Here is a 15,776-nt window from a genome sequence, read left to right as displayed (position 1 = left end):
GCCCCAGCCCGCACCCGCCAATAAGACCCCATGGCCGTGATCGTTACCAAACCCGCCAATGTCCGCGACTTGGGGCCGGTCGACGCGGCGGCGCTGCGCGACCGTGTCGTCGCCATTTCGGACCGCACCTGGGGGCAGGAAGACGCACTCAAGGAAAATGATTTCGAAGTCTTCCACCACACGCGCCACATCGTCTTCCGCTTCACCCCGGGCAACCGCGACCCCGAGGATCATTACGAGAATCCCGCCTGGCATGTGTGGCGCGGGCTGCTCCAGCCGGTGATGGATGCCGCGGTCGCGCCCTATGGCTTCGCCGATCCCGCCTTTCCCAAGGCGATGCTCGCGCGGCTCGAGGCGGGGCAGCTTATCGACCTCCACCGCGACGGCGCGGGATCGAACCTCAGGACGCACAAGATTCACGTTCCGCTGATCACCAATCCGGGGGCCTTTTTCCTCTGCGGTCCCAACCGCCACCATCTCGCCTATGGCCGTGCGTGGGAAGTCAATAATATCGCGCCGCACGGCGGGGTGAACGAGGGCGATGCCGACCGCATCCATTTCATCTTCGAAGTCTTCGACCGCGCCGCGACCGGAAACACCGCCGCTGCAGAGACCCTCCCTGCGAAATGACCGTGGGTTGTTTTTATTCGCATTACGGGTTCAACCTGCGATCGGACCTCGCGCTGCCGCACCTGCTGCCCGGCGATCCCGCCGCGCCGGTCGACGCCGAGATCGTCCTTGCCCCCATCCCCGCCGACCGGCTGGGCGACGCGCTGCATTTCCGCAACTGGCGCGCCGAACCCGGCGAAATCCTGTTCCATGCCTTCGGCATCTGCCGCTTGCTGATCGCGGGCGGCCGGTCGATCACCGTCGAGCGCGAAGCCGGCGCGACCGACGCCGCGCTCGTCTCGATCATCCTCGGCACCGGGGTCTCGGCGCTGCTGATGCAGCGCGGCATCCTGCCGATGCACGCCTGCTCGATCGCCAGCGATACGGGCGCGATCCTCGTCATCGGGCGCTCGGGGGCGGGCAAATCGACCTTGCTCGGCGGGCTGATGGCGGCGGGCTGCACGATGCTCGCCGACGACGTCACCGGGGTGATCGTCGGCGACGCGGGCGCGACCGCGATCCCCGCCTTCCCCGCGATGCGGCTGTGGACCGACAGCCTGTCGCTGCTCGGCAAGGACACGGACGACAAGGTCCAGGTGCGCGAGGATATCGAGAAATATTATGTCGGCGTCGACCGCTTCCGGCCCGACCCGATGCCCGTGCGCGCGGTCGTGCTGCTCCAGGGCCATAACGGCACCGCGATCACCAGCCGCCCGGTCGCGATGGCGAACCGCGTCGAGGCGCTCGCGCGCTACGTCCACCGCAAGAATTTCCTCCGCGGTCTCGGGCTCCAGGCGTGGGGTTTCGACGCCGTCGTCCGCCTCGCCCAGTCGGTCGACATGGTCGCGATCGGCCGCCCCGTGATGGGCGCGACCCCGGCGTCGGTGGCGGCGGCGGTGATCGAGCATTTCGGCATCGAACCCGCGCTCCAGCCGGCGCCGTAGCGCATGGCCGGCTCGCTCGTCTGGCTCGCCTCCTATCCCAAGTCGGGCAATACCTGGCTGCGCGCGATGCTCACCCATCTGCTCCACGCGCCGGGCGAGACCTTCAGCGTCAACGCGCTCGCGGGCGGGATCATTGGCGGCGACCGCCACGCGCTCGACGACGCCTGCGCCATCTCCTCGGCCGAAATGACGCCCACCGAACTCCTCCCTTATCGCGCGATGCTCCACCTCCAGATGGCAGCCGAAGTGACCGCGCCCTTTTTCGTCAAGACGCACGACCGATATGCGCTGGGTACCGATGGCACCGCGCTCTTCCCCGCCGACGCCAGCCGCGCCGCGATCTACATCGTGCGCAATCCGCTCGACGTCGCGCTCAGCTTCGCGCACCACAGCCAGCAGGATCTGGACGCCACCATCGCGCGCATGGCGGATCCACGCGCAACGCTCAACGTCTGGCCCGACCGGATCAGCGATTTCCTGCCCGTCCACCTCGGCCGCTGGAGCGACCATGTCGCCGGCTGGACGCAGCAGCGGGCGATCCCCGTCTGCATCATCCGCTACGAGGATATGCTCGCCGACCCCGCCGCGGCGCTGGGACGCGTCGCCGACGCGGCGGGCATCGACGCGACGCCCGAAGCCGTCGCCGCCGCAGTCGCGGCCAGCAGCCTTGAAAAGCTCCAGCTGCGCGAGGCGGCCGAGGGCTTTTCGGAAAAGCCCGCCAATATGCCGGCCTTCTTCCGCAGCGGCCGCGCCGGCGAATGGACCTCCGCACTCTCATCGGCGCAGGTCGCCCGTATCGTCGCCGACCATCGCGGGCAGATGGCGACGCTCGATTATCTGCCGCCTTCAATCGCTTGACGCCGCACGCCCCCGCTCGCTATCGCCGCGGCGGGGTCGAATTTGGGGGGAAGGCATGACAGCCGCAATTTCGGGCAGCACGCTCGTCACACGCAATCCGTCGATACTCTTCAACGATTTCGACGACGGGCTGATGATGATGGACATCGACAGCGGCAATTATTTCGACATCGATTCGGTCGGCGGCCGCATCTGGGCGCTGATCGAGGCGCCCGCGACGCTCGATGGGATCTGCGAATCGCTGGTCGCCGAATATGATGTCGAAGCGAGTGTCTGCCGCTCCGAAACAATTGGATTCATTGGCGAGCTGGCCGAAAAAGGCCTGGTAACGCTGCAGGAGTCCTAAGTATTTGGGACATGGGCCTATTGCCTTGACGCAAGGGTCATTCTGTCCCACTATGAGAAGGTATTTGTCATTGGGGTGGCAAGGGCCGCAGGCTATGCTGCCGGCATCAGCGTAAAGAGGGGGAAGTCATGACCAAGACCGTAGAAACTCGCACGCCGCGCAAGGATTGGCAGAAGCCCGAACTGCGTTCGGTGATCCCGGCCGAGCGCACCCGCGGCGGCGGCGGCGACGCCGAAGATCAGGACGATACGTTCTACGACGCGTCCTGATTGCGACCGGGCGCCCGAAGGCGCCCGTCCCTTTTCTTTTCGGATGTGTTAAACGGCCGCGCCGCGCGCGGCCGTTGCCGTTGTTGTGAAGCCCTGCACTTCGCCGCCCTCGCTTGACGCCCGTCCGCCGCTGGGGCACGGCTGCACGGTCGAGGATCCTCCGGGACCGGCCGGACAAGCGGAGCGGATCGATCAAGCGCAATGCATCGATTTTGTGGTAGTATCGACCGCCAGGGCGCACCCGCCGATCGCGCGGCGATCGCCGCCGCGCTCGGTCCCGATGCCGCAATCGAAACGCGCGCAGCGGCCGCGTTCGGCGCCGTCGCTACGATGCTTCCCACACCCTCGTGCGATGCGCTCTTCCTTTCGGGCGACCTGATCCTCGTCGCCGACGCACGCATCGACGGCCAGGCCGAGCTCCGCGCCGCGCTCGGCGACCTCGCCCCGCCCGCGAGCGCCCCCGCCGCCGCGCACATCGCCGCCGCCTGGCGCCGCTGGGGCAGCGATTGCCCGCTCCATCTCTATGGCGACTATGCCTTCGTCCTCCACGACGCCGCGACCGGCGACGGCTTCGCCGCGCGCGACCATGTCGGTGCGCGCCCCCTCTTCTATGCGCTCGACGAGGACCGCTTGGCCTTCGCCAGCGATCTCGCGGCGCTGCTCGCGCTCCCCGGCGTACCCGACGACCTCGACGAGGATTATGTCGCGACCACGCTCGTCCACCGCGAGTTCCAGCCGCTCGGCCGCAGCTTCCTGCGCTCCGTCCGCCGCCTCGAACCCGGTCACCGGCTGCGCCTGTCGGGGGACACCGCGCGTATCGACCGCTGGTGGCAGCCCGAGGCGATCGCCGTCGACGAGGACGCCCGCGACGCCGAAACCCTCGCACGCTACCGTTTCCTCGTCGAACAGGCGGTGACCGACCGCCTCGCCGGCGCGACGCGCGTCGCGGTGCATTTGAGTGGCGGACTCGACTCCTCGCTCATCGCCGCACTTGCCGTACCCGAACTCCGCCGCCGCGGCCTCGCCGACCCGCCGGGGTACAGCTGGCATCCTGTCGACGCGGACGCCGACCCCGACAGCGAACCGGGCTGGAGCGAAGCGATCCGCGCGCATCTGGGGCTCGAGCTTTCCGCGCCGACGCTTTCGGCCGACGAAATGACCGAGCTGTTCGCGCGCGACTGGACGCACGGCCCCGACATCCGCAACCTGCTCCACGAAGGCGCGACGCAGCGCGAGGCCGCGACGCGCGACATCCAGGTCATCCTCTCGGGCTGGGGCGGCGACGAGGGCGCCTCGTTCAACGGCCGCGGCCATCATCCGAAACTCTTCGCGACCGGCCGCTGGGCGACGCTCTACCGCGACGCCCAGCGGCCGGGTCTCGTCGCGGGGCTGCGCACCATCTATCACGCCGGCCGCCGCCTCGGCCGCGAATATCGCCCGCGCCTGCCGCTGCGCTGGCGCGCCCGCGCGGGCCACAGCCTGATCGCCCCCGGCTTCCTCCGCCGCGCGCGCCTCTATCCCGTGCCGCGGCTGCGCGAATTCGGCGTCCGCCACACCCAGCATTATCTGCTGCGCTACAGCTCGACCACCGCGCGGCTCGAGGATTGGGCGATCAGCGGCGCCGCGCACGGTCTCGACTATCGCTTCCCGCTGCTCGACCGCCGCCTGCTCGAATTTATCTACACGCTGCCGCCGCGCATGTTTCGCCGCGGTCCGATGCGGCGCTGGCTGATCAAGCAGGCGAGCGCCGGCCTGCTCCCCGACGTCGTGCGCCTCAACAACAGCAAGAAGGAGCCGCTGCGCGTCGCGTGGATCGAACGCGCGCTCGGCGAGGCGATGATCCGTATCGCCGACCGCCTCGACGCCGCCGAAACGCCGCCGAAACGTGCGCGCTATCTCGACATGGCCGAGGTGCACAAGCGCCTCGCCGACGCGCGCCGTACGGGCACCAGCCGCGATTCGGCGCTGCGTCTCGCGATCCAGTTCCTCGACATCCCGCCCGATCCGGCGGCGCGGCCATGATCCTGTCGTTCAGCCGCCGCTTCGCCTTCGTCGCGATCCCCAAGACCGCGGGGCATGCGCTGCGCACCGCGCTCCGCCCGCTGCTCGCGCCGAACGACTGGGAACAATGCACCCTGTTCGAAAAGCGCTATTTCCCCGTCGCCCCGCTCGCTGCGATCGGGCACGGCCACCTCTCCTACCGCGACGTCCAGCCCTTCCTCCTCCCCGGCCAGTGGGATACGATGACCAGCTTCGCGGTCGTCCGTACGCCCTTCGACCGCTTTCTCTCCTTCGCGCGCTTCGCCTGGCGCAAGGGCGACGCGATGGAGCGCGACCCGCTCGGCACGATGAAGCGCGCGCTCGCCGAGGACCGCGGCCACATCCTGCTCCGTCCGCAGCACGAATTCCTGTGCGACGACGACGGAAAAGTCCGCACCAGCCTCCTCCTCCGCCACGAGAATCTCGCCGCCGGCATGGCGCGCCTGTCGGCCGCGCTCGGCGCCCCGCTCGCCCCGCTCGAGCCGGTCAATGTCTCGCCCGAAAACCAAGGCGCCACCCTCGACACCGAACTCGCCGACATGATCCGCGCGCGTTACGCGCGCGACTTCGCGCTCTTCGGCTACGATCCGGACGCGGCGCCATGACCGCGCCGACGCTCGTCACCGTCTCATCGCCCGATTTCCGTATCGGGACCGAAGTGATGCTCGCGAGTTTCCTCGCCACAAATCCGTGGTTCGACGGCGACATCCTGATCCTCCACAGCCGCCTGTCCGAAGACGACCAGGCCGCACTCGCCGCCGCTTTCCCGCGCCTCTCATGCCGCACCGCCAGCCCGCGCCTGACCGCCGCGATCGATGCGCTGGTCGCCGTACACCCGCATCTCGCGGGCCGCCGCGACCGCTTCCTCAGCCTCGAAACCCTGCTCCTGGACACGCCAGGCAAACGAATCTTCGCCGACAGCGACCTGCTCTTCCGGGGCGATATCTCTTCGCTGCTCGCCAGCGAAGCGCCACTCGTCGCGGCGCCCGACGCCGCGATGCTGCGCGGCAACCAGCGCGACGCCGACACGCTCGCCGAAGTGGCGGCGAGCGCCGACGCGCGCGCCAGCTTCAACGCCGGGCTGCTCGTCTGCGACCCCGACCCGGCGATGGCCGACGCGCTCTGGCCCCTGCTCGATCCCGCTGGCTGGTCGCTCATCGCCTCGCAGCACACCGACCAGGCGGTGTGGAACCTGCTGCTGCGCGATCGCGTCGAACTCGTGAGCACCGCCTTCAACCTGATGATCGGCCACCGCGCCGCCAGCTTCGTGTACGAAGCCGTGCCGCTCGCCGATGCGCAGGTGCTGCACTTCAACGGCGGCGCCAAACCGTGGCGCCCCGACCGTCACGCCGATGCGATCGCGCGCGATCCCGCCTATGCGGAAGCGCTCCGCCTGTGGGCCGCGGCGCGCGCCGACTGGCTGCGGAGCCGCGCATGATCACCGGCGCCACGGGCGCGGTGCGGCGCCATTTCTTCCTGCTCGCGCCGAACAACAGCGGCTCGACCTTCCTCGCCGCAGCGCTCGCCGATTGTGCGCGCGCCTGGTCGCTGCCGCGCGAGGGCCAGCATGTCACGGGTTTCCACGGCCCCAGCTCGCGCGGCACCGGCACGCGCCTGCTTTGGGCGGCCGACCCGGCGTCGGTCGCGACCTTCCGCGACGCGACCGCCTACGACTGGACACGCACCCGCCGCGCATGGGAATTCCACGCGCGCGCGGCGCAGGAAGGCGCCGACACGCTGGTCATTGCTTCGCCCCCCTTCCTGCTGATCGCCGACCAACTCGCCGCCGCATTCCCCGCCGCCGCATTCCTGATCCTCGTCCGCAACCCCTATGCCGTTGCCGAAGGCATCATCCGCCGCGGCGCCCAGGCCGGACCCGTCGCCTCCGGTGACAGCCTCGCCACCACCGCCGCGCGCCATATCGTCGCCGCGCTCGCAGCACAGGAGGCGAACCGCGCCGCGCTCGGTCCGCGCGCCGCCTTCTTCACCTATGAGGAGATGTGCGCCGCGCCCACCGCCGTCACCGCCCGCATCGCCGCGCTCGTCCCCGAACTCGCCGACCTCGACCTCACCCGTGCCCGCCCTGTGAAAGGTCGCTACGACGAGCCGCTACGCGACATGAACGCCGGGCAGATCGCGCGGCTGACACCCGATCAGCTCGCCGACCTCGATGCGGTGTTCGCCGCGCACCGCCCCTTGCTCGCCCGTTTCGGCTACGACAGGACCGGCGCATGACTAACGCCGTGCGCCCGCTGTGGATATTCCTTCACGTCCCCAAATGCGGCGGCACGACATTGAAGGCGCATCTCGAACGCCATTTCGTGATGGACGAACAGCTCGTCGAATTTTCGCACTGGGGGCGCAGCTATCGCAAGACGCACGGCCGCGCCGATTTCGCCGACCGCCCGCCCGAGGAGCGCGCCCGCGCCGAAATCCTCTCGGGGCACCAGACCTGGTACGGCATCGACCGCCTCGTCCCCCGCCCGCGCGAGGCGCGCTATTTCACTGTGCTGCGCGATCCCGCCGAGCGCTGCGTCTCGCTCTATAATTTCCGCTGGAGCCGCGGCCACGCCCCCGACGATTTCGAGCGCTGGTACCGCGACTATTATCTCGCCGAGCAGCGCAACTACATGGTCCGCTTCTTCGCCGAGGCGCTCTACGGCGCCGCACTGCCGGAAGACGACGCGCAGCGTCTCGCCATGGCGCAGCAGCTGCTGACGCGCTGCTGGTTCGTGACCACCGTCGATCGCTGGAACGAGGGGCTCGATTTCCTCTGCGACGCGATCGGCATCCCCGCCGACTGGCAGCACCACCGCGCCGCAGGCGATTCCGCGCCGCTCCCCGCCTCGCACCCTTCGCAAAGCGAGGTGGTCGCGCGCCGCCTCATCCTCGACGACGATCTGCGCGCGCGCATCCGCGCCGACTCGCCCGGCGATGTCGCGCTCGTCGACTGGGTGCGCGCGCGCCGCTGGCCGCTCACCGATTGACAAGCGCGCCCCTCGCAGCGACAGACGCCAGAGAGGGGAAGAGGCCGGAATGACCGCAAAGATGCTGCGCCCGACATCGTTCGACGTCGCCGAACGCGCGGGCGTCTCGCAATCGACCGTTTCGCGCGCGCTGCGCGGCAGCCCCGGGGTCAATGCCGAGACGCGCGCGCGCGTGTCGACCGCGGCGCGCGAACTCGGCTATGTCGTCGACCGCCACGCCTCGTCGCTGCGGCTGAAGAGCAGCGAGACGATCGCTCTCGTCACCATCTGCCGCCCCGGCGAGGACCGCAGCGCGATCAACCCCTTCTATTTCGCCCTGCTCGGCAGCATCGCCGAAGCGACGTCGGCGCGGCGCTTCAACCTGCTCGTCAGCTTCCAGGAAAGCCCCGCCAATTTCCGCGCCGACTTCGTCGCCTCGGGGCTCGCCGACGCGATGATCGTCATCGGCACCACCAGCAACCGCCCGGCGTGGGACTATTTCGCCGAGGCGCAAGCGTCTGGCCTCGACTTCGTCTGCTGGGGCAGCCCCGGCGACCCTTTCCACTGGATGCGCAGCGACAATGACGCAGGCGGGCGCCTCGCCGCCGAACATCTGGTCGGGCAGGGCCGCCGCCGCATCGCCTTCCTGGGCCCCGCCGATTCGGCGCAGCGCCAGTTCGACGAGCGGCGCGAGGGGCTTGCCGCGGCGCTCGCGGATCATGGCATCGAACCGATCGTCTGGCCCGCAGTCTCGGCGGCCGACCGCCACGCGCAGGGGGTACAGGGCGTGCGCGACCTGCTCGCCGCGCATCCCGACGTCGACGCGGTCTTCGCCGCGACCGACATGCTCGCATTGGGCGTGCTGCAGGGACTGAAGGAGGCGGGGCGCAGCGTGCCCGGCGACGTTGCGCTGATCGGTTTCGACGGCATCCGCGCCGGCACCCTCGCCGACCCCGCGCTCACCACGATCGAGCCCGACCTCGACGCCGCAGGCGAAGCGCTGGTCGCGATGGCGCTCGAGGACGACGAACACGTCCGCGACGGCACCCGCGTCCCCGTCCGTCTGGCGCTGCGCGGTAGCGCTTAAACGTCGAGCACGCGGGAGCGCCTGATCGCTTCGTCGCTTCCCTGATGCCATCGTAACGGCTTATTATCCTTAATCTTGTTACGCTGCCGGGTGAGAGGCGTACATCGTGTCGGGTCAGTTCTTCATCGCATTGCTCAACCCGGGCATCGGCCTGTTGCTGGCGGTCGCCTTTCTGATGCTCTGGCTGCACCGCCGCGACCAGCGCCACGTGCTGCTCGCCGCGCTCAGCTATGTCGCGATGGCCTCGGGCTTCCTGATCCTCGACTTCGCGCCCGTGCTGCCCTTCGAGTTCCAGCGGCTGCCGGCGAACATGGCCTTCCTCGCCGCCGCCTGCCTGATCGCGGGTGCGGCGATCGGGCGCTACCGCCTCGCCATCCCCTGGCGCGCGATGGGCGCGGTCTGCGGCGTCAGCCTCGCCTTCTTCCTCTGGTTCCTGCTCGTCCAGCCCAGCATCACGCACCGCGTGCTGACGATCAGCATCGCGCTGGGCCTCGTCGCGCTCCAGATCCCGCTCGCGCTCCGCCGCGTCGAGCGCGCGCATCTGATCGACCATGTCATCTTCTGGGTCGGCGTGCTCTCGGCCGCCAATTTCATCGTCCGCCCGCTGCTCATCATCGGCCTGACCGGCGGCTTTTCGAGCTATGCGGGTTTCCAGCAGTCGGTCTATTGGACCACCGTCCAATTCACCCAAGCGATGATCTCGATCCTCTTCGCGCTGAGCCTGATGATCGGCACGGCGATCGACCTGATGGCCGAACTTCGCGAACAGGCGCATGGCGATACGCTCTCGGGGCTGCGCAATCGCCGCGGGTTCGAGGGCGCCGCAGGCGCCGCAGTCCGCGCCGCCGCCGACGACGACCGCCCCGCAGCGCTGCTGATCGCCGACCTCGACCATTTCAAGGCAATCAACGACACCCACGGCCACGCCGCGGGCGACGCGATCATCGCCGCCTTCGGCGCGCATATCCGCAACCTCGCCCCGGCGGACACGATCGCCGGGCGCATCGGCGGCGAGGAGTTCGCGCTGCTGCTGCCCGGCGCGGGGATCGAGGCGGCGCGCAGCCTGGCCGAGGCGATCCGCAGCGGCATGACCGCGCCGACGGTCAGCATCGGCCTCGCCGCAGCGGCGCCCGGCGCGGGCCTGTCGCAGCTGATGCGCGACGCCGACCAGGCGCTCTACGAAGCCAAACGCGCGGGCCGCAACCGCGTCCGCGCTTTCACGCCGGCGCCGGTCCCCGCATCGCGGATCGCCGCCGCCTCCTGACGCGAAGATCGCGATCTTGACGCACATCGCGCATGGGCCGGGAGCGTCAATTTGTGCATTGCACACTAATCATGCTTATACTAATATAGCTTAGCATATAGTCTCACAGGGGTTCATCCATGCGTCTCGCTCTCTCCTTCGCCGCCGCCTTGTTGGTCGCGGCGCCCGTGCTCGCCAACGAAACCGCCGCGCCGGCCGCGCTCGAACGCGCGCCCCGGCAGGGCGAAGTGCTGCGCGACACCGGCGGCCGCCTGATCGGCAAGGTGTACCAGGCCCAGCCTTCGGGCGCGGTGCTCGCGATCGTCAACGGCGCGACGGTGCGCATTCCCGCGAACACGCTCAGCATCGTCGATGGCAAGCTCGTCACGACGCTGACCAAGTCCGAAGCGCTCAAGCTCAAATAATCTCGGGCTGACGCCCGAGGCGGCACCGGCCCGCTCCCCCGCCCGGCCTCCCTAGGTTCCTATCGTCGGGGAGGCCGGGCGGGGGAGCGGGCCGGTGCCGCGCGTTTCCGCGAAGCGGAAACAGAAAACAGACTGACTCTCCCCTTAGCCCTCCCCCGGCTCGCACACTGCCGCCTCGACCGCATCGCCGCCGAGGTTCGCGGCGATACGTCCGAGCATCGCGTGGAGCGCGGCGCGTTCGGCGGGGTCGAAGCCTGCGAGCGCGGCTTCCTCTTCCTCGGTGCCAATTCGCGAAAGCTCGTCGATCAGCGGCTCGATCGCGGGGGTCAGCCAGATGCGGTGCGCGCGGCGGTCGGCGGGGTCGGCGCGCCGTTCGACCCAGCCCGCCTCGACGAGCTTGTCGATCGAGCGCCCGACGGTGACCTCGCCGACCTCGAGCAGCCCCGCGACCTCGCGCTGGGTCGCGCCGGGGCGCCGCCGCACGCAGGCGATCGTCTGCCACTGCGCGCGGGTCAGCCCCAGCGGCACGACGCGCCGGTCGAAGCGCAGCCGCAGCATCCGCGACAGCTTCATCACCTTCATCCCCAGCGCCTTGTCGTCGTCGACCGCCTGCACGCGTTTCCCTCCCCGTTTCGGCGCGGACTTTCGCCGACCGCGCGGCGCGGCGCAAGACCTTCGGGACGATCAGCCCTTAGGTTTGCGCGCGATCACCTTGACCTCGACGATCGCGGTGGGTTCGTAGAGGCGCGCGATGCCGATCGCGGTCCACGCCGGCGGCGGGCCCTTCACATGGCGGTTCTTGACCGCGACGAAGGCGTCGATCTGACTCGGCAGGTCGGTGTGGAAGGTCGTCATCTCGACGACATCGTCCCACGACGCCCCCGCGCGCGCCAGCACCTCGGCGATGCGCACGAAGACGCGCTCGAGGGCGGGCTCGAGCCCCGCCTCGCCCGCGCGCGGCGCCGCGACCACGCCCGAGAGATAGATGGTGTCGCCCGCGATCACCGCATCGGCAAAGCCGACCTCCTCCTGAAAGGCGCGCGCCTGGGGATCGACCGGCATGATCACGTCCGCAGGCTGACGCGCCGCGGCGGGCGCCGCGAACGGCAGGGCCAGCGCGGCGGCGGCGAGCGCGGCATATGGGCTTCGCATGATCATCTCCCCTTTTCGTTTTCTCGGGGCGAAAGGTGACAGGCGGGGCGTGCGGGCGCAAGCGCCGCGCCGGGCGGGGCGGTCCGTCTCATCGCCATGCCGCGGGCCGCGTCGTCTCCCGCGGCCAAAGTTCAGTAAAGTTCAGCCTAATGACGATGCCGGGGACGCGCTTTTGCTCGAACTTCACGCAAACCGTCGATGCGTTCGTCGGGTGCGGTCGAACGGCTTGCACCCCTCGGCAAGCGCGGGCCCGGAAAGCGCGCGTTCCGGTACGCGCCGCCGCGCGGCGTGAATGCCGGTCTCTCCCGATAAATCCTCGCCACCATCGGCCCCATTATCCATCGCCCGAATCATTTGGAGTGAAACGGCGCCAGTTATAACCTATTTGGATAGTTTTGGAAAGAGCCATTTTTCCTAACCCGCGATCGGGACGCGCCGCTCGCTCGGCCCGCTCACCGCCGCGGCGCAGGATCGCGTGAAATCGGGCCGCACCGCCTGGGTCGGCGAGGTCGTCCGCGCCGGCCTGCGCGCGCGCGATCGCGAGGAAGCTTTACTCGACGAACGGCGCAAGGCCCGCGTCGCCGAAGCCCTTGCCGACCCCCGCCCGGTCCAGCCCGCCGAAACGGTCCGCCGCGGCCTTGCCGCCCGCCACGCGAAACGGACGAGCCAAGGTGCTTGACGCCAAAAGTCCGCGCCGTCCGGCGCCGGACCGCCACCGACGACCTCACACGCCTCTATGGCCGGATCGCCGCCCGCGCCGATCCCGACACGGCCTTCGTCTCCACCAGCTCCATCGAAGCCCATACGGCCGACCGCGCCACTTACCCCCCACCGCGGCACCCCACGCGACGACATCGCACCGGGCGTGCGCACGCTGAACTTTCGGGGGCGGACGGTTATTGCCTATCGGGTTGAAGCGGTGGTCGAGGTGTTGCGGATATTCCATGCGGGGCAGGAGTTGGGATTGGCGGTGTGTTTGGGGATTGTTGCACCTGTCACCGATCTAAAAATCAAGCTTTGCGATCGACTTTTACATCCCATAGGTTCTTCGCTTTAGGCCAAAATCCCTTAATTTCTCCGGCATAAGCGTTTTTTACATTAGAACTAAGCCTAGACACGAATAGTTCGTCCCTATCTAATTGAGATTTAAGTTCAGTAGTGCCAATCTTCATTGAACGTTCTTTCCAGTTATTGCTGTTACATCTGCCACTATCGGGACCGACCGCAAAACAGACGCAAACATAGCTTCCAAGGGTATGTGAGATTTCGAAAGGGAAATCCATTTCGGCCGAGCTTTTTCTTCGTCATACGGTAGCCGATATCCTTGCTCGTCCTTACGCTTCGGCATTTCAAAAGCGGCTTGAAATATCCTAGGTGCGGCACCATGAAACGGCTGAAAATACACTTTTGCTGGCCTTGATATGTTGCGAGATTGTTCAACCTCATCGGGATTTGGCTCTATCGAAACCATGTCTCCGTACAATTCCTGCGTCATGCTCTTAGGATAAGGCTCAATGTAAAATACCTCGCGGATTCCAGCCGCAATGATATGTCGAGCACACATGTGGCAGGGGAATGTGGTACAATACAGGGTTCCACCCTCGACCGCCAATCCTCGACGAGCAGCTTCCATCAATGCGAACATTTCCGCGTGAACCATTCTCCCGAACTCTATAAGATTCGAAACACGCAGATCCTTAAACGCCCCTTTTTTATCACCGAATACAAGTTGACTGACGAGACGCTGCGATGACTTGCTGTGACCCGGACCATCGTTAGAGCTTTCAACTTTTAGAAACGAGTTACTGTCGAGGAACTCGAATAACTCCTCTAAAATTTCTACTTTTTTGACAGCGTTGAAATCTCTCCCGGCAGCGTAATCTCGCGTATCTAAAACACCCTCGTCATCTGCCCAGTAAGTATCCCCACCCACGGTTGGTACCTCATTACACCCCCTCGAAACGATCTCCAGATTGGAGTTAGTGACGACAGCACCGACTTGCCTAGAAAGGTCCCCGGATCTCAACGCATTTGAGCGAGCCTCAAACATCACAAACTCGTTCCGGGTGGGCGTCACCCCCGGATGACCAAAAAGCATATGAAGTAAGCGCTTAGCATCCTTCTCAATGCATTCGTTGGCTCTAAGAAAATAGTCTGCAAGATGGAAAGTTCCGCTGATGTTCTGACCAAGAGAGCTCCCCGATCTCCTCCTATCTTTTTCAATTAAAAACTCAGCCTTCTGAGAAAATGACGAGTAATCAGTGCGATTATAGCTTTTGGCTATTTTACTTTGCAAATATTCCTTTCTTTTCGATTGCGATAATACGGCAGAGACCATCACAAACTTTTCGCCATAGATGCGCCTCAGAACTTCCACTTCGTCGGGATGCTTAAGGCTATTTATAATGAAGCAATGGTTGTATAACTCCACATCTTCGAAATCTATTTCACAACCTTCTGCCAGCAGAGTTTTCTGTCTGGCGTGCCTTATTGCTGAGACTACTAACGGCATGACTCCTGCGCCCGTACCGGCGGCCGAACGGATCAGGTCTCCGGCATTCATCAGGCGGTCAATCCGAAGATCCTCTTTCGCGTCAGAAATTACGCCTTGAACCTCGTCGGAGCACCATGACTGAATCAGGTCACTGACTCGAATATGCAATGGATGATATCGATATGCGCGCAGCTCTTGCGCCAAAATCTGGGAAACGAGGCGCATATCTGTCCCGACGGGGCCCGCTAAGCCAATTACGAACTCCGGCTTAGGATTTTGACGATCATAGTGCTTCAATTCGCTTGCCCCCCGAATTAGGTCGAGAAATCGTAGTTCATATCTCAGACTACGTCCATTTCATGAATTACAATTGCAGCGACAGGTGCAATACCCCCAAATCTTCAGTCTCAATCCACAACTTCAACCATCACCCCGATCGCATCGTTCGCCGCCATGCCCCGGTCGAAGGTCACAAACGCTTCGACGCCCTTCGCCGCGACCAGATGGAGATGGTCGGCGAAATCGCCGCCTTTTGCATAAGCCGCCACCGCAGCGCGGACCGCCCGATCATCGTCCAGCACGATGCCGGGGACATCGAACAGGTCTATCAGCGAAGCGGCGAGATGTTCGCGCGCCAGACCGTAGCGCGATTGCAGTAGCCATCCGAGTTCGAGCAGTACGGTCAGCGGGACGAACACGCCTGCCTTCACCAGATCGCGCGCTAGCGGCGATTGCACCGGATCGTCGTCCAGCATGAAACGCGCGAGGATGTTGGTATCGACCGCCTTCAATTCGGCGGGTCCCAGCTTTTGTCCTCGCGAAACATGCGGTCGATCGCGGCGTGCGCATCCTCGTCGCTGATCCGGGGGCCCTTGTAGTTCACCGTCTTGCGCAGCTTCGCCATCGCCTCTTCGAAGCTTAGCGCCGGTTTTGCCTTGGGCTTGGCGCGGAGCATCACGCCGGCGGGGCCGTCGACGACTTCGAGGACCGTGCCGACGTCCCAGTTCAGCCGGTCGCGGACGTCCTTGGGGATGACGACCTGGCCCTTGGCGGAGACTCTGGTTTCCTTGGTCATACCGGTAAGATAGCATTTGCGGGGCGGGTCAACAAGCGGGTCAGTCCATTGCCGTCACCCCGGACTATCCGGGGTCCCGCTTTTCGACGTGGCTGAGCGGGACCCCGGATCAAGTCGAGCGAGCCACGCGTCTCGCTCGAGGGTGACGACGAAGGGAAGAGCCGTCCCCTTTGTGGCTTCGTGGCTTTGTGCGAAAAATCTTCGCGTCCTCGCCGCCCGCACGCCGTTGCTGCGCGCACCAACCTCCCCCACCCCCTTGCAATTCCCC

General features: G+C 66.4%; 20 protein-coding genes. 15 read left to right on the top strand and 5 right to left on the bottom strand.

All coding sequences use genetic code 11. The features are described 5' to 3' along the window. The first annotated feature begins 30 nt into the window (after positions 1 to 30). The 13 genes from ATE62_RS22020 to ATE62_RS21965 all read left to right on the top strand — a co-directional run bounded on the left by ATE62_RS22020 (position 31) and on the right by ATE62_RS21965 (position 10,787). Positions 31 to 630: an aspartyl/asparaginyl beta-hydroxylase domain-containing protein gene (locus ATE62_RS22020; RefSeq protein WP_058810221.1), complete on the top strand. Its 600-nt coding sequence runs from the start codon at positions 31 to 33 to the stop codon at positions 628 to 630. Between the two features lie 2 nt (positions 631 to 632). Then, the gene (locus ATE62_RS22015) at positions 633 to 1,553 is read left to right on the top strand and encodes a hypothetical protein (RefSeq protein WP_058810220.1); all 921 of its coding nucleotides are present in this window, start codon (positions 633 to 635) and stop codon (positions 1,551 to 1,553) included. Between the two features lie 3 nt (positions 1,554 to 1,556). After that, positions 1,557 to 2,411: a sulfotransferase domain-containing protein gene (locus ATE62_RS22010; RefSeq protein WP_058810219.1), complete on the top strand. Its 855-nt coding sequence runs from the start codon at positions 1,557 to 1,559 to the stop codon at positions 2,409 to 2,411. Between the two features lie 55 nt (positions 2,412 to 2,466). After that, positions 2,467 to 2,757 (top strand): PqqD family peptide modification chaperone, encoded by a 291-nt coding sequence (locus ATE62_RS22005; protein WP_058810218.1) that lies wholly within the window; start codon positions 2,467 to 2,469, stop codon positions 2,755 to 2,757. Positions 2,758 to 2,885: 128 nt separating this feature from the next. Next, positions 2,886 to 3,026: a hypothetical protein gene (locus ATE62_RS23475; RefSeq protein ID WP_156420678.1), complete on the top strand. Its 141-nt coding sequence runs from the start codon at positions 2,886 to 2,888 to the stop codon at positions 3,024 to 3,026. 201 nt (positions 3,027 to 3,227) lie between these two features. Continuing rightward, the gene (locus ATE62_RS22000) at positions 3,228 to 5,048 is read left to right on the top strand and encodes an asparagine synthase-related protein (RefSeq protein ID WP_058810217.1); all 1,821 of its coding nucleotides are present in this window, start codon (positions 3,228 to 3,230) and stop codon (positions 5,046 to 5,048) included. Then, positions 5,045 to 5,671: a sulfotransferase family 2 domain-containing protein gene (locus ATE62_RS23775; protein ID WP_058810216.1), complete on the top strand. Its 627-nt coding sequence runs from the start codon at positions 5,045 to 5,047 to the stop codon at positions 5,669 to 5,671. Before ATE62_RS22000 ends, ATE62_RS23775 begins: the two co-directional genes overlap by 4 nt. Further along, positions 5,668 to 6,504, top strand: a complete 837-nt coding sequence (locus tag ATE62_RS23770; RefSeq protein WP_058810215.1) for a glycosyltransferase — start codon at positions 5,668 to 5,670, stop codon at positions 6,502 to 6,504. The genes ATE62_RS23775 and ATE62_RS23770 overlap by 4 nt, the downstream gene beginning before the upstream one ends. After that, entirely contained in the window at positions 6,501 to 7,301 is an 801-nt protein-coding gene (locus tag ATE62_RS21985; RefSeq protein WP_156420676.1) for a sulfotransferase, read from the top strand. Before ATE62_RS23770 ends, ATE62_RS21985 begins: the two co-directional genes overlap by 4 nt. Next, the gene (locus tag ATE62_RS21980; RefSeq protein ID WP_082662975.1) at positions 7,298 to 8,053 is read left to right on the top strand and encodes a sulfotransferase family 2 domain-containing protein; all 756 of its coding nucleotides are present in this window, start codon (positions 7,298 to 7,300) and stop codon (positions 8,051 to 8,053) included. The genes ATE62_RS21985 and ATE62_RS21980 overlap by 4 nt, the downstream gene beginning before the upstream one ends. Positions 8,054 to 8,102: 49 nt before the next feature. Next, positions 8,103 to 9,119: a LacI family DNA-binding transcriptional regulator gene (locus ATE62_RS21975; protein WP_058810212.1), complete on the top strand. Its 1,017-nt coding sequence runs from the start codon at positions 8,103 to 8,105 to the stop codon at positions 9,117 to 9,119. A gap of 106 nt (positions 9,120 to 9,225) precedes the next feature. Beyond that, positions 9,226 to 10,383 (top strand): GGDEF domain-containing protein, encoded by a 1,158-nt coding sequence (locus ATE62_RS21970; protein ID WP_058810211.1) that lies wholly within the window; start codon positions 9,226 to 9,228, stop codon positions 10,381 to 10,383. Positions 10,384 to 10,502: 119 nt separating this feature from the next. Beyond that, entirely contained in the window at positions 10,503 to 10,787 is a 285-nt protein-coding gene (locus ATE62_RS21965) for a hypothetical protein (RefSeq protein WP_058810210.1), read from the top strand. A gap of 144 nt (positions 10,788 to 10,931) precedes the next feature. Here ATE62_RS21965 and ATE62_RS21960 read toward each other — a convergent pair whose 3' ends face one another. Beyond that, positions 10,932 to 11,402, bottom strand: a complete 471-nt coding sequence (locus ATE62_RS21960) for a MarR family winged helix-turn-helix transcriptional regulator (RefSeq protein WP_058810209.1) — start codon at positions 11,400 to 11,402, stop codon at positions 10,932 to 10,934. Between the two features lie 69 nt (positions 11,403 to 11,471). After that, positions 11,472 to 11,939, bottom strand: a complete 468-nt coding sequence (locus ATE62_RS21955; protein ID WP_197411765.1) for a RidA family protein — start codon at positions 11,937 to 11,939, stop codon at positions 11,472 to 11,474. A 475-nt stretch (positions 11,940 to 12,414) separates the two neighbouring features. On the opposite strand from ATE62_RS21955, the gene ATE62_RS23065 reads away from it, so the two are divergent. Both ATE62_RS23065 and ATE62_RS23765 read left to right on the top strand, forming a co-directional pair. Further along, complete coding sequence (locus ATE62_RS23065; RefSeq protein ID WP_231736381.1) at positions 12,415 to 12,618, top strand: type II toxin-antitoxin system ParD family antitoxin; 204 nt, start codon at positions 12,415 to 12,417, stop codon at positions 12,616 to 12,618. 186 nt (positions 12,619 to 12,804) lie between these two features. After that, positions 12,805 to 12,996 (top strand): hypothetical protein, encoded by a 192-nt coding sequence (locus ATE62_RS23765; protein WP_156420675.1) that lies wholly within the window; start codon positions 12,805 to 12,807, stop codon positions 12,994 to 12,996. Positions 12,997 to 13,107: 111 nt separating this feature from the next. Here ATE62_RS23765 and ATE62_RS23060 read toward each other — a convergent pair whose 3' ends face one another. The 3 genes from ATE62_RS23060 to ATE62_RS21945 all read right to left on the bottom strand — a co-directional run bounded on the left by ATE62_RS23060 (position 13,108) and on the right by ATE62_RS21945 (position 15,508). After that, positions 13,108 to 14,730, bottom strand: coding sequence for an anti-phage dCTP deaminase (locus ATE62_RS23060; RefSeq protein WP_082662973.1), 1,623 nt, complete (start codon positions 14,728 to 14,730; stop codon positions 13,108 to 13,110). Positions 14,731 to 14,840: 110 nt separating this feature from the next. Continuing rightward, complete coding sequence (locus tag ATE62_RS21950) at positions 14,841 to 15,224, bottom strand: type II toxin-antitoxin system VapC family toxin (RefSeq protein WP_058810207.1); 384 nt, start codon at positions 15,222 to 15,224, stop codon at positions 14,841 to 14,843. After that, entirely contained in the window at positions 15,221 to 15,508 is a 288-nt protein-coding gene (locus ATE62_RS21945) for an AbrB/MazE/SpoVT family DNA-binding domain-containing protein (RefSeq protein WP_058810206.1), read from the bottom strand. Before ATE62_RS21945 ends, ATE62_RS21950 begins: the two co-directional genes overlap by 4 nt. Positions 15,509 to 15,776: the final 268 nt, after the last annotated feature.

This window comes from Sphingopyxis sp. HIX, assembly GCF_001468285.1.
Classification (GTDB): Bacteria; Pseudomonadota; Alphaproteobacteria; order Sphingomonadales; family Sphingomonadaceae; genus Sphingopyxis.
The sequence above is the reverse complement of the archived record's forward strand: the minus strand, read 5'-3'. Positions and strand labels throughout refer to the sequence as shown.